Consider the following 12152-nt stretch of genomic DNA (forward strand, 5'->3'; position numbering starts at 1 on the left):
GACCCCGGGCGGCGCCTGCCCCTCCTGACGAAGAGGCACCACCACATGACCACGACAACGGATGCCCCCGCCGCGGCCCCCACGAAGAAGCCGCGCAGCGCAGGCGGCGGCCTCGGCCGCTACATCCTCGTCCGCTTCCTCCTGATCTTCCCGACCATCTTCATCCTCGTGACGATGGTCTTCCTGCTGATGCGCACGATCGGCGACCCGATCACCGCCGCGCTCGGCGGGCGTCTACCACCCGACCAGCTGCGGGAGCGGATCGCCGAGGCCGGCTACGACCGGCCCGTGCTCGTGCAGTACTTCGAGTACCTCGGCGACATCCTGCGCGGCGACTTCGGCACCGCCCTCACCGACAACCGGCCGGTCACCGAGATCCTCACGACCTTCGGCGCCGCGACCGTCGAGCTCGCGTTCTACGCGCTTCTCGTCGCGTTCCTCGTCGGCATCCCGCTCGGCATGCTCGCCGCCTACCTCCGCGACCGCTGGCCCGACGCGGTGCTCCGTGTCTTCGCGATCCTCTGCTACGCGACCCCGGTCTTCTTCGCCGGTCTGCTGCTGAAGCTCGTCTTCTCGGTCGCCCTCGGCTGGCTGCCCGTCGCCGGTCGAGCCGGCACCCGCACCGAGCTGCGGCTGCAGAACGTCGACGACCCGACGGGCATCTACCTGATCGACGCGATCCGCCTCGGCAACGCGTCGGTGATCGGCGACGTGCTCTCGCACGCCGTGCTGCCGGCGCTCGCGCTCGGCCTGCTCACGGCGGGCGTGTTCCTCCGCCTCGTCCGCACGAACATGATCGGCACGCTCTCGATGGACTACGTCGACGCGGCCCGCTCGCGCGGCGTGCCCGAGTCCCGGCTCGTGCGCAAGCACGCGTACCGCCCCGCGCTCATCCCGATCGTCACGGTCATCGGCTTGCAGATCGCGATGCTGCTCGGCGGCGCCGTACTCACCGAGACGACGTTCGAGTGGGAGGGCCTCGGCTTCCAGCTCGCCCGCTACCTCGGCGCGCGCGACTTCGTCGCCGTGCAGGGCATCGTCGCGCTCCTCGCGGTGATCGTCGCCCTCACCAACTTCGTGGTCGACATCATCGCCGCCCTCATCGACCCGAGAGTGAGGTTCTGATGGCCGCCCGGCGCCCCGTCCTCTCCCGCCTGCCCGTCGTCCACCAGCTGCGCCAGTCCGTCGGGCTGCAGCGAGGCATGCTCGTCACGGGCGTCGTCATCATCGGCATGTTCCTGCTCGTCGCGCTGCTCGCTCCGCTGCTCGCGCCCTACGGGTTCGCGCAGCTGCGCGACGAGGACGGCGCCTTCGGCGCCCAGCAGCCGCCGAGCTCGGAGCACCTGCTCGGCACCACGGTCGGCGGGTACGACGTGCTCTCCCGCGTGATCTGGGGCACCCGGACCGCTCTGCTCGTGATCGTCGTCGCCGTCGCGATGTCGCTGTTCGTCGGCGTCATCCTCGGGGTGGTCTCCGGCTACCTCGGCGGCTGGCTCGACCGCATCCTCGTCGTCGTCGCCGACGCCGTGTACGCGTTCCCGAGCCTGCTGCTCGCGATCGTCGTCGCGATCGTCATCTCGGGCGGGCAGTCGAGCGTCTTCGGCGGCGTCCTCGCCGCGGCGATCTCGATCACCGTCGTGTTCATCCCGCAGTACTTCCGGGTCATCCGCGCAGAGACCGTCCGCATCAAGTCGGAGGCATTCGTCGAGGCGGCCCGCGTCATCGGCGCGTCGACGCCGCGCATCCTGTTCAAGCACGTGCTGCGCAACGCGACCCGCACGCTGCCGCTGCTGTTCACGCTCAACGCGTCCGAGGCGATCCTCACCCTCGCGGGGCTCGGCTTCCTCGGTTTCGGCATCGAGCCGACCTCCGGCGCCGAGTGGGGCTTCGACCTCAACCGCGCGATCGGCGACGTGACGAGCGGCATCTGGTGGACCTCGGTCTTCCCGGGTCTCGCGATCGTGCTCGTCGTGCTCGGAATGACCCTCGTCGGCGAGAGCCTCAACGACCTCGCCGACCCGCGGCTCCGCGCCCGGCGTCGCGCCGACAACACCCCGCCGCCCGCCGGCGACCCGGTGAGCGTCGTGCCCGGCGGCGCGAACTCGCCGACCACGAGCCTGCAGGACGAGCTCCCGAACCCCGGAGAGGTCCGCGCATGAGCGTCGTCGACATCCGCGATCTGAACGTCACATTCGCGACCGACGGCGGCGACGTCCGCGCCGTCGACGGGGTCAGCCTCTCGGTCGACGCGGGGGAGGTGCTCGCGATCGTCGGCGAGTCCGGCAGCGGCAAGTCCGTCACCGCGAAGACGATCCTCCGCCTGCTCCCCGAGACCGCGACCTCGTCGGGCGCCGTCGTGCTCACCGGCAAGGACGTGCTCTCGCTCTCGCCCGCCGACCTGCGCCGCACGCGCGGCGAAGACGTGGCGATGGTGTTCCAGGAGCCCTCCACCGCGCTCAACCCCGTCTACACCGTCGGCTGGCAGATCGCGGAGGGGCTCAGGGCGCACGGCCGGATGTCGCGCCGCGAGGCCCGAACGAAGGCGATCGACATCCTCCGCACGGTCGGCATCCCCGATCCCGAGCGGCGCGTCGACTACTACCCGCACCAGTTCTCGGGCGGGCAGAAGCAGCGCGTGGTCATCGCGATGGCCCTCGTGCTCCGCCCGTCGCTCATCGTCGCGGACGAGCCGACGACGGCGCTCGACGTCACGGTGCAGGCCGAGATCCTCGACCTGCTGCGCAGCCTGCGCGACGACTTCGGTACCGCGATCGTGCTCATCACGCACAACATGGGCGTCGTCGCCGACCTCGCCGACCGCGTCGCCGTGATGTACCAGGGCAAGCTCGTCGAGCAGGCGGATGCCAGGACGCTCTTCGCCGCGCCGCAGCACGAGTACACCAAGCGACTGCTCGCCGCCGTGCCGAAGCTCGGCGAGGGACCCGCCCGCGCCGCGGCCCGCGCCGCCGAGCGCACGGGGGAGCGCGAGGACGTCGTCGTCGCGAGGAACCTCGTGATCGAGTACCCCGGCCGTCTCGGCCGGAAGGGCTTCCGCGCGGTCGACGACGTGAGCTTCTCGATCGCCCGCGGCGAGGTGCTCGGCCTGGTCGGCGAGTCCGGATCGGGCAAGACGACGATCGGCCGGGCGATCGCGGGGCTCACCCGCGTCACCGGCGGGTCGCTGTCGGTGCTCGGCACCGAGCTGCTCGGCGCCCGTTACCGCGACCTCGCGCCGCTGCGCCCGGAGATCGGGTTCGTGTTCCAGGATCCGGCCACGAGCTTCAACCCGCTCCTCACGATCGCCGACAACGTGGCGGAGCCGCTCGTCGTGCACTCCCGCGCCGAGTCCGCGCAGGACGCCCGCGCCCGCGTCGACGAGCTGCTCGAGGCGGTGCAGCTGCCGCGGCACTTCGGTGACCGCTTCCCGCACGAGCTCTCGGGCGGTCAGCGTCAGCGCGCGAGCCTCGCCCGCGCGATCGCGCTGTCGCCGACGCTGCTGATCGCCGACGAGCCGACGAGCGCGCTCGACGTGTCGGTGCAGGCGCGCGTGCTCGAGCTCTTCGCCGAGCTGCAGCGCGACCTCGGCTTCGCGGCCCTCTTCATCAGCCACGACCTCGCCGTCGTCGACCTGCTCGCCGACCGCATCGCGGTGCTCTACGCGGGTCGACTGGTCGAGGAGGGCACGGGGGCGGAGGTGCTCGGCGCGCCGAAGCACGACTACACCAAGCGGCTGCTCGCGTCGCTGCCCGTGCCCGACCCGGTCGCCCAGGCGGAGCGCCGGCTCGAACTCGCGCGCCTCGGAGGGAGGAGCACCTCGTGACCGAGCCCGACGTCGGCCTGGCCGTGCTCGCGCGGGACCTCTCGCTCGAGTACCCGCGGCGGGGCGCCTCGCCGCGGCACACGGCCGTGGCCGGCGTCAGCTTCGAGGTGCGGCACGGCGAGATCCTCGCGATCGTGGGCGAGGCGGGCGCGGGCAAGTCGACGCTCGCGCTCGCCCTCGCCGGCTACGCGGGCCTCGACGGCGAGCGCAGCCCCGAGATCGCGGGCGGCACCCTGTCGGTGCTCGGCACCGACCTCCGCCGGCTCGGCACCCGCAAGCGCGAGCGCCTGCACCTCAGCGTCGGGCACCTGCCGCAGGATGCCGGGGGCAGGCTCGACCCGCACCTCACAATCGGCGAGAACGTCGCCGAACCCATCTACTCCCGCGACCGCCGCTTCGACCGCCGCGCCGCGGGCGAGGCCGTCGCGGCGGCGATCGACATCGTGCGGCTGCCGCTCGGCGCGATGACGAAGTACCCGTTCGAGCTCTCGCGCGGCCAGCGCCAGCGCGCCGCCCTCGCCAAGGCGCTCGTGCTCGAGCCGCCGCTGCTCGTCGCCGACGACTTCACGTCGGGCGTCGACGTCACGGCGCGCGCCGGCGTGCTCGACGCGCTGCGCGACATCCGCCGCTCCCGCCAGTTCTCCGCGGTGCTCGTCGGCAGCGACTTCGCCGACGTCGCAAAGATCGCCGACCGCATCGCCGTGATGCACCGCGGGGTGTTCCTCGCGATCGGCACGCTGCAGGAGCTCTTCGAACACCCCGACCACCCCTACCTGAAGACGCTCTCGCGGGCGATGACGGGCGACCTGCCGACCACCGGCGCCGTCCCGATCCAGCCCGCGCGACGGGAGGACAGATGAGTCAGCACCGCGCCGTGCTCGCCCCGGGCGGCCACACCCCGACGACCCGGCCGGAGCCCGGTCCCATCGCGGTGCTCCCGGAGCCCGAGGAGCGCTTCGTCCGGGCGATCGAGGAGGCGGGCGGCACTGTCGCGCCGCTGTCCGACGAGACCCGCGGGCTGGTGTGGCTGTCCTACTCCCGCGCACAGGAGGCGGCCGACGTGCTCGAGCGCCACCCCGGCATCGGTTGGGTGCAGCTGCCGTGGGCGGGCGTCGACGCCTTCGCCGACGTGCTCGCGCCGTTCGCCCAGAAGGACCTGCCCGTGTTCACCAGCGCGAAGGGCGCCTACGCGCAGCCCGTCGCGGAGCACGCGCTCACCCTCACGCTCGCGCTGCTGCGCAAGCTCCACGTGCGCGCCCGAGCCAAGCGCTGGGCCGACGAGGCGCCGAAGGCCGGCACCTCCCTCTACGGGCTGAACGTCGTCGTCATCGGCGCCGGCGGCATCGCGATCGAGCTGCTGCGGCTGCTGCAGCCGTTCGACACCCGCGTCACGATCGTCCGACGCTCGGCCGATCCAGTCGAGGGCGCCGAGCGCACGGTCACGAGCGACCGGCTCGCCGAGGTGCTGCCGGATGCCGACGTCGTCGTCGTCGCCGCGGCCCTGACCCAGGGCACGAGCAAGCTGCTGGGCGAGCGGGAGTTCTCGCTCATGAAGCCGACCGCCGTGCTCGTCAACATCGCGCGCGGCGGGCTCGTCGACACCGACGCGCTCGTCGCCGCGCTCGAGGCCGGCGAGCTGGCCGATGCCGCGCTCGACGTGACCGATCCGGAGCCGCTGCCCGAGGGGCACGCGCTCTGGGGCTCGCCGCGCGCCCTCATCACGCCGCACGCCGCCGACACCGAGGAGATGGTCGCGCCGCTGCTCGCGGAGCGGATCAAGGCCAACACGGCGGCGTTCGTCGGCGACGGCGAGTTCGTCGGCGTCGTGAACCCGGCGGAGGGCTACTGATGGGCGCGTTCTGGGTCGGCTCGTACACCTCGGACATGGAGGGCACGGCGACCGGCATCGGTTGGCTCGACGACGCGGGCTACCGCGCGGTGACGGATGCCCCGAGCCCGTCCTTCCTCGCCCTGCATCCCACCCTTCCCGTGCTCTACGCGGTGCTCGAGCACGAGGGCCGGCTCGAGGCCTACCGGGTCGACGGCCCGGGCGCGCTCACGCCGCTCGGCGGTGTCGACCTCGGCGGCGGGGTGCCCTGCCACATCGCGCTGAGCTCCGGGTCGGCCACGGTCGCCTGCTACGGCGACGGGCGCCTCGTCACCGTCGCGCTCGGCGCGGAGGGCACGCCGGTGCGCGTGGTCGACGTGTTCGCCGGCGAGGGCGGCGGGCCGCACCCCAACCAGGCGAACGCTCGCGCCCACTCGAGTCTCGAAGTCGGCGGCCTCGTGCTCGCGGCCGACCTCGGCAGCGACCTCGTGCGCGTCTTCCGCCGCGACGGGGCCGCCCTCGTCCCCGCGGGCGAGGTGCGGATGCCGGCGGGCTCCGGTCCGCGCGATCTCGCCCTGCACCCGTCGGGGCGCGTCATCGTGCTCACCGAGCTCGAGCCGCAGATCGCGACGCTCGCCGTGGACGGCGACACCGTGGAACTCGTCGCGTCAGTTCCCGTCGTCGACGACCCGGTGGCGGATGACGCCGCGGCCGGGCTCTCCATCACCGCCGACGGCCGCTACGCGACAGCCGGGCTCCGCGGCAGCGACCGCATCGCGCTCGTCGAGCTCGACGCCGACGGCGTCGCCGCGCGGCCCGTGGCATCCGCCCGGATGATCGGCTCGTGGCCCCGGCACCACGTGCTCGTCGACGGAATCGCCCACGTCACGGGTCAGCGCAGCGACACCGTCGAGCGTTTCACCGTGGCCGAGGGAGCTCTCACCCCCGTCGGCGATCAGGTCGCGGTGCCCTCGCCGACACTCCTTCTTCCCGCCGACGCGGCGAGTGGTCTTGCGCGCTGAAAACGTGCGATAGAGTAGTGGGGCTGTTCAGGCGTGATCCTCGATAGCTCAATTGGCAGAGCAGCCGGCTGTTAACCGGCAGGTTCTTGGTTCGAGTCCAAGTCGGGGAGCTCACTGGCCCCCACCGTTCGCGGTGGGGGCCTTTCCTTTTGCCCGCCATCCCGCGGGCACTACTCCCGGGGGAGTACGGCCCGGACGCCGGAGAGCGGATGCCGCACGGCGGTGGCCTCGCCTAGCATCGGCACATGCGGAGCCCGGAGCCGGGGGAGCGCGCCGGGGACCGCCCCGTGCCGCGCCCTGCCTCCGCGCCCGCCCGCCGCCGTGCTCTCCGGCTCTGGGCCCCGGTCGTCGCGACCCTCGTCGTGCAGGTGCCGCCGTACCTCGGCACTCTGCTCGCCCCGCGCTGGGTGTTCCGCGGCGGTCCCGGCCGCCGTGCCCCGTTCTCGCTCGACCTGGATCAGGCGCTCGCCCTGCTCGCGATCACGCTCCTCGCGGCCGCCGCCCTCGTCGCCGCGCGCCGCGCTCCGGGACCGGTCGTCGCGGTGGTCGCGGGTCTCGCGGTCGCCGACGCCCTCGTCGCCGGCGACGACCGCTTCTGGCCGCCCTTCGTCGCCCTCGCCTTCGCGATCGTCGCCGCCGTCGTGCACGGTGCGCGCGTCTGGGCGTGGATCTCCGTCGCGGTGCTCGGCCTCCTGCTGCTCGTCGTCGCCCCGATGCTCGGCGTCGACCTGCCGACCCCTCTGCTCGCCGCCGGCACGGTCGCGGCCGTCGTCGCGTTCGGCGCCGGGGAGGCGGTGCGCGGCCGGCGCGAGCGGGCCGCAGCGGACGCTCTGGCGCGCGAGACGGCGCAGCGCGACGCCCTGCAGGCCGAGCGCGTGCGCATCGCCCGCGAACTGCACGACGTGCTCGCGCACTCGCTCAGCCAGATCAGCCTGCAGGCGGGCGTCGGGCTCCACCTCTCCGAGCGCGACCCCGAGAAGGCGCGCGAGGCGCTCGCGTCGGTTCGCGACACGTCGAAGACCGCGCTCGAGGAGGTGCGGCACGTGCTCGGAGTGCTGCGCTCCGACGACGCGGAGGCCCCGCTCGTGCCCGAGCCGGACCTGTCGCGGCTCGACGCGCTCGTGGCATCCTTCCGCGCCCAGGGAATCGACGTGCGGCTCGACACGTCCCTCGGGCCCGGCGTGCCGCGCCCCGTGCAGCTCGCGCTGTACCGGATCGTGCAGGAGTCGCTGACCAACGTCGCGCGTCACTCGGGCGCCGCCTCGGCCGAGGTCGTGCTCGCGGAGCGCGACGGCGCGTGGATCGCGACGGTGAGCGACGACGGACGCGGCGGCGCGGCGGGCGGCGACGGCCGCGGCATCCTCGGCATGCACGAGCGCGCGGCGCTGCTCGGCGGCACCCTGTCCGCCGGCCCGCGCCCGGGCGGCGGCTTCGCCGTGGAGGCCCGCATCCCGATCAGGAGGGAGAACCCGTGATCCGGGTCGCCGTGGCCGACGACCAGCCGTTGATCCGCGCCGGGCTGCGCGCCCTGCTCGACGCCGAGCCCGACCTCGAGGTCGTCGGCGAGGCCGGAACGGGCGCCGACGCGGTCGCCCTCGTCGCACGCGAGCGCCCGGACGTCGTGCTCATGGACATCCGGATGCCGGAGGGCGACGGGCTCTGGGCGACCGAGCGCATCGCCGCCGACCCGGCGACCGCGCCCACCCGCGTCGTGATCGTGACGACGTTCGAGCTCGACGAGTACGTCGTGCGGGCCATCCGTGCCGGCGCGAGCGGCTTCCTCGTCAAGGACGCGGAGCCGGTCGAGTTCATCCGGGCGGTGCGCGTCGCCGCGGCCGGTGACGCGCTGCTCAGTCCGACGGTCACCCGGCGGCTGCTGGAGTCGGTGTCGGACTCGCTCCGCCGGCCGCCGGACGAGCGGCGGCTCGCAGGCCTCACCGACCGGGAGCGCGAGGTGCTCGCCCTCGTCGGCCAGGGACTCACGAACGAGGAGATCGGCGGCCGCCTCCACCTCAGCCCGCTGACGGCGAAGACCCACGTCTCCCGCATCCTCGGCAAGCTCGGCGCCCGCGACCGCGTGCAGCTCGTGGTGCTCGCGTACGAGAGCGGCCTCGTGACGCCCGGGCAGGGCGAGCGGGCACTCCCGGGGGAGTAGCGGGAAAGACTCCCGGCGGCGGATTCGCCCGCGCATGCTCCGGCGCGACGCTATGAGCGGCCCTCGAGGGCCCCTGCGTTAGGAGAAGACATGCTCGAGCTCATCACCCGATTCGGCCCAGGCTTCGGCCCCGGCTTCAGTCCGTTCTGGCTCATCGGCCCGATCTTCTGGCTGCTCGTGCTCGCCACGCTGATCGTGCTCGCGGTCGTGTTCGCCCGCCGCAACCGGCAGCTCTGGCAGCACGGCGGCCCGTCCGCGTGGCGCGCGGCCGCGAGCGCCGAGCAGGTGCTCGGCGAACGGTTCGCGCGCGGCGAGATCGACGAGACGGAGTACCGGCAGCGCCTCGACGTGCTGCGCGCGGGCCGCCCGCAGCCCCAGAAGTAGCGCCGCCCACGGCTAGTCTTCCTTCCGGAGCCGCGCCCCGTGGCTCCGGAGGGAGGCCTGCGTGGATCAGTGGATCAGCGAGAACGTCACGCTCGTCGCCGCATCCGCCGCCGCCTTCCTCGCCCTCGCCGTCGTGCTGCTCGTGCTGTGGCTGCGGGCAAGGGCTCAGGTCCGCCGCGCCCGCCGCGACCTCGGCTCCTCTCGCGAGCTCGAGTACACGCTCGCGGAGCAGAACGGGCGGCTCCGGATCATCCGGGAGCTGCACGAGGTGGCCGTCCGCAACGTCGGCACGATCATCACCGAGGCCGACGGCGCCCGGCTGACCGCCGAGCGCGACCCGTCGGCTACCCTGCGCTCGGTCGGCGCGATCCAGCGCACCGCCCGCGCGACGCTCGGCGACATGCGCCGCATCCTCTCGATCGTGCGGGACAGCCAGGCGGATGCCAACGCGCAGCCCGCCCAGCGCACTCTCCGCGACCTCTTCGCGGTGCACCGCGACGCCGGCCTCGACATCGCCTTCGAGGAGTCGGGCACGCCCTTCCCGCTGCAGCAGGGCGCCGAGCTCGCGATCTTCCGCATCCTGCAGGAGGCGCTGTCGAACTCGCTTCGCTACGGGGGAGAGGGCACGCAGGTGAAGGTCGCGTTCACCTGGACCGGCGACGGGCTGCGCGTGCAGGTCGACGACGACGGCGACCGCGCCCGGCGCCGCCGCGAGGGCGACGAATCGGATGCCGCGTACGGCGTGCGCGACGACGTCGACGCCCTCACCCGCACACCCACCGGCCCCGGCATCGCCGAGATGCGCGAGCGCACGGAACTCTTCGGCGGCGTCTTCACCGCCGTGACCGTGCCGGGCATCGGGTTCTCGGTCTCCGCGGTCTTCCCGACCCTCAAGCACCACAACGGCGTCCACGGCGTCGACCTGACACGGCGGTGAGCCCCACCGACTCGGCCGCCTGGCGGGCGGCCCTCAGCGTCGCGCTGCCGGTGGCCGCCTACGGCATCAGCTTCGGGGCGCTCAGCGTGGCATCCGGACTCGACGTCTGGCAGACGTCCGTGCTCAGCCTGCTGATGTTCTCCGGGGGCAGCCAGTTCGCGCTCATCGGCGTGCTCGCCGGCGGCGGCACCGGCGGTGCTGCCATCGCCGGCGCCGCGCTGCTCGGGGCGCGGAACAGTTTCTACGCCATGCGGATGGCGTCGGTCGTCGGGCGGCGGCCGATCTGGCGCACCCTCGTCGCGGCGCATCTGACGATCGACGAGTCGACCGCGGTCGCGATCTCGCAGCCGCCCGGCCGGGCGCAGCGGATCGGCTTCTGGGTGACCGGCGCTGCGATCTTCATCGGCTGGAACGCCACGACGCTCGCGGGCGCACTGCTCGGCGACCTGCTCGGCGACCCCCGCGCCTACGGGCTCGACGCCGCGGCGGCCGCTGCGTTCGTCGGCCTGCTCTGGCCGCGGCTGCACGCCCGGCAGCCGATCGCCGTCGCGGTGGCCGCCGCCGTCGTCGCGACCGCCCTGACGCCGGCGCTCCCGACCGGGCTGCCGGTGCTCGCGGCCGCGGCGGTCGCCGTGGTCGTCGGGCTCACCGACTGGCTGGGGAGGCGGGAGCCGTGACCGTCTGGCAGGTCGTGCTGCTCGCGGGCATCGCGGTGCTCGCGCTCAAGATCGCCGGCTACCTCGTGCCGCCGGCGGTGCTCGAGAAGCCGCGGATCTCCCGCACGAGCGATCTCCTGACGGTCGCCCTGCTGGCGGCGCTCGTCGCGGTGCAGACGCTGGGGCAGGGTCAGGCCGTCGTCGTCGACGCGCGCCTGCCCGCGGTCGTGCTCGCCGCGATCCTGTTCGCGCTGCGGGCGCCCTTCATCGTCGCCCTCGTCGCCGCGGCGCTGTGCGCCGCGCTGCTCCGCGCGGCCGGCCTCGCGGTCTGAGTCGGGGCGCGATCAGGGTCGGGCCGCCGTCGTGCCCCGTCGGGCCGCGCGTGTCAGTACGCGATCACGTGCAGCAGCAGCGTCGCCGCTCCGGCGCCGAGCATCCCGACCAGGCCGAGGAACTCCAGCACGAGGATGCCGGCGCCGACCCAGACGCCCGTGAGGGCGAACGCCCGGCGCGACTCGCGCCGCGCCGCGATGATGCCGACGACGAGCCCGGCGATCGCGAGCGGGGTGTTGAAGCCCGTCACCACCGCGGTGAGCGAGAGGATCATGGCGACCAGGCCGAGGGTCTGCTCGGCGGGACGCTCCGGCGCGTGGTCCGGCGTGGCGGGGGTCTGGTCGAGGACGTGCGTGTCGGTCATGGTCCGAGCCTCGTCGAGTGCCCGCGCCGCGGCATCCGCCCGGAGTCGCCGTCGATGCGACCGGAGGATGAGATCCGGCTCAGCCCTCGAGGTCGTCGACGCCCGGCATCCACTTCTGCCCCGGCCCGCCCCAGCTGCGCTTCTTGATGGTCTTCGCGAGCGTGCGGGCGTAGGGGTACTCGAGTCGGTCGGCGTAGAGCACGCCGTTCAGGTGGTCGTACTCGTGCTGGAAGATGCGGGCGAGCCAGCCTTCCGCCTCGATCTCGTAGTCGCGGCCCTCGAGGTCGGTCGCCCGCAGGAGGGCGCGTTCCGAGCGCAGCAGCGGGAACCGCTCCCCGGGAATCGAGAGGCAGCCCTCGGAGTCCTCGTCCTCGTCCGCCTCGGCGATCGGCGCGGGGCTGATCCAGAGCACGGGGTTGATCGCCTCGCCGCGGTGGCGCTCGCCCTCCTCGTCCGTCCAGTCGAAGACGAACAGGCGCAGCGGCACCCCGACCTGCGGGCCGGCGAGACCGACGCCGGGCGCGGCCGCCATCGTGTCGTACATGTCGGCGACCAGGGTGCGCAGCTCCTCGTCGAACGAGGTGACGGGCTCGGCGGGGGTGTGGAGGACGGGGTCCCCGGTGATTCTGATGGGGAGCACGGCCATGCCTCCA

General features: G+C 73.7%; 14 protein-coding genes and 1 tRNA gene. 13 read left to right on the forward strand and 2 right to left on the reverse strand.

Features of this window, described 5'->3' with window-relative positions; genetic code table 11:
• Positions 1-45 precede the first annotated feature (45 nt).
• The 13 genes from JUB10_RS10370 (at position 46) to JUB10_RS10430 (ending at position 11134) form a co-directional block, all read left to right on the forward strand.
• Positions 46-1125: an ABC transporter permease gene (locus JUB10_RS10370; protein WP_207456484.1), complete on the forward strand. Its 1080-nt coding sequence runs from the start codon at positions 46-48 to the stop codon at positions 1123-1125.
• Positions 1125-2159 (forward strand): ABC transporter permease, encoded by a 1035-nt coding sequence (locus tag JUB10_RS10375; protein ID WP_207456486.1) that lies wholly within the window; start codon positions 1125-1127, stop codon positions 2157-2159. The genes JUB10_RS10370 and JUB10_RS10375 overlap by 1 nt, the downstream gene beginning before the upstream one ends.
• A complete protein-coding gene (locus JUB10_RS10380; RefSeq protein ID WP_207456487.1) occupies positions 2156-3820 on the forward strand; it encodes an ABC transporter ATP-binding protein in 1665 nt (554 codons plus the stop codon). The genes JUB10_RS10375 and JUB10_RS10380 overlap by 4 nt, the downstream gene beginning before the upstream one ends.
• Positions 3817-4680 (forward strand): ABC transporter ATP-binding protein, encoded by an 864-nt coding sequence (locus JUB10_RS10385; RefSeq protein WP_307859190.1) that lies wholly within the window; start codon positions 3817-3819, stop codon positions 4678-4680. Before JUB10_RS10380 ends, JUB10_RS10385 begins: the two co-directional genes overlap by 4 nt.
• Positions 4677-5669: an NAD(P)-dependent oxidoreductase gene (locus JUB10_RS10390; RefSeq protein WP_207456489.1), complete on the forward strand. Its 993-nt coding sequence runs from the start codon at positions 4677-4679 to the stop codon at positions 5667-5669. The genes JUB10_RS10385 and JUB10_RS10390 overlap by 4 nt, the downstream gene beginning before the upstream one ends.
• Positions 5669-6670 carry a lactonase family protein gene (locus tag JUB10_RS10395; RefSeq protein WP_207456496.1) on the forward strand — a complete coding sequence of 334 codons (1002 nt, stop codon included), beginning with the start codon at positions 5669-5671 and terminating at the stop codon, positions 6668-6670. The genes JUB10_RS10390 and JUB10_RS10395 overlap by 1 nt, the downstream gene beginning before the upstream one ends.
• 37 nt (positions 6671-6707) lie before the next feature.
• Positions 6708-6780: transfer RNA gene (locus JUB10_RS10400), tRNA-Asn, on the forward strand.
• A gap of 135 nt (positions 6781-6915) precedes the next feature.
• Positions 6916-8145 (forward strand): sensor histidine kinase, encoded by a 1230-nt coding sequence (locus tag JUB10_RS15065; RefSeq protein WP_207456498.1) that lies wholly within the window; start codon positions 6916-6918, stop codon positions 8143-8145.
• Complete coding sequence (locus tag JUB10_RS10410) at positions 8142-8825, forward strand: response regulator (protein ID WP_207456500.1); 684 nt, start codon at positions 8142-8144, stop codon at positions 8823-8825. Before JUB10_RS15065 ends, JUB10_RS10410 begins: the two co-directional genes overlap by 4 nt.
• Before the next feature lie 90 nt (positions 8826-8915).
• Positions 8916-9209 carry an SHOCT domain-containing protein gene (locus tag JUB10_RS10415; RefSeq protein ID WP_207456501.1) on the forward strand — a complete coding sequence of 98 codons (294 nt, stop codon included), beginning with the start codon at positions 8916-8918 and terminating at the stop codon, positions 9207-9209.
• Positions 9210-9270: 61 nt separating this feature from the next.
• On the forward strand, positions 9271-10146 hold the full coding sequence (locus JUB10_RS10420) for a sensor histidine kinase (protein ID WP_307859191.1): 876 nt from the start codon (positions 9271-9273) through the stop codon (positions 10144-10146).
• Complete coding sequence (locus tag JUB10_RS10425; RefSeq protein WP_207456503.1) at positions 10143-10823, forward strand: AzlC family ABC transporter permease; 681 nt, start codon at positions 10143-10145, stop codon at positions 10821-10823. Before JUB10_RS10420 ends, JUB10_RS10425 begins: the two co-directional genes overlap by 4 nt.
• Positions 10820-11134, forward strand: a complete 315-nt coding sequence (locus JUB10_RS10430) for an AzlD domain-containing protein (RefSeq protein WP_207456505.1) — start codon at positions 10820-10822, stop codon at positions 11132-11134. Before JUB10_RS10425 ends, JUB10_RS10430 begins: the two co-directional genes overlap by 4 nt.
• 53 nt (positions 11135-11187) lie before the next feature.
• Here the strand turns inward: JUB10_RS10430 and JUB10_RS10435 are convergent, their stop codons facing one another.
• Together JUB10_RS10435 and def are read right to left on the reverse strand one after the other, a co-directional pair.
• Complete coding sequence (locus JUB10_RS10435; RefSeq protein WP_207456507.1) at positions 11188-11499, reverse strand: hypothetical protein; 312 nt, start codon at positions 11497-11499, stop codon at positions 11188-11190.
• A gap of 79 nt (positions 11500-11578) precedes the next feature.
• Positions 11579-12145 (reverse strand): peptide deformylase, encoded by a 567-nt coding sequence (gene def, locus JUB10_RS10440; RefSeq protein ID WP_207456514.1) that lies wholly within the window; start codon positions 12143-12145, stop codon positions 11579-11581.
• Positions 12146-12152 lie beyond the last annotated feature (7 nt).

Source organism: Desertivibrio insolitus (genome assembly GCF_017355965.1).
Classification (GTDB): Bacteria; Actinomycetota; Actinomycetes; order Actinomycetales; family Microbacteriaceae; genus JAFIQW01.

What these genes read in the sequence shown, in the direction of transcription:
- def (WP_207456514.1), bottom strand. Translation starts at nt 12,145, where the DNA reads ATGGCCGTGCTCCCCATCAGAATCACCGGGGACCCCGTCCTCCACACC.
- JUB10_RS10370 (WP_207456484.1), top strand. Translation starts at nt 46, where the DNA reads ATGACCACGACAACGGATGCCCCCGCCGCGGCCCCCACGAAGAAGCCG.
- JUB10_RS10395 (WP_207456496.1), top strand. Translation starts at nt 5,669, where the DNA reads ATGGGCGCGTTCTGGGTCGGCTCGTACACCTCGGACATGGAGGGCACG.
- JUB10_RS10415 (WP_207456501.1), top strand. Translation starts at nt 8,916, where the DNA reads ATGCTCGAGCTCATCACCCGATTCGGCCCAGGCTTCGGCCCCGGCTTC.
- JUB10_RS10375 (WP_207456486.1), top strand. Translation starts at nt 1,125, where the DNA reads ATGGCCGCCCGGCGCCCCGTCCTCTCCCGCCTGCCCGTCGTCCACCAG.
- JUB10_RS10390 (WP_207456489.1), top strand. Translation starts at nt 4,677, where the DNA reads ATGAGTCAGCACCGCGCCGTGCTCGCCCCGGGCGGCCACACCCCGACG.
- JUB10_RS10435 (WP_207456507.1), bottom strand. Translation starts at nt 11,499, where the DNA reads ATGACCGACACGCACGTCCTCGACCAGACCCCCGCCACGCCGGACCAC.
- JUB10_RS15065 (WP_207456498.1), top strand. Translation starts at nt 6,916, where the DNA reads ATGCGGAGCCCGGAGCCGGGGGAGCGCGCCGGGGACCGCCCCGTGCCG.
- JUB10_RS10380 (WP_207456487.1), top strand. Translation starts at nt 2,156, where the DNA reads ATGAGCGTCGTCGACATCCGCGATCTGAACGTCACATTCGCGACCGAC.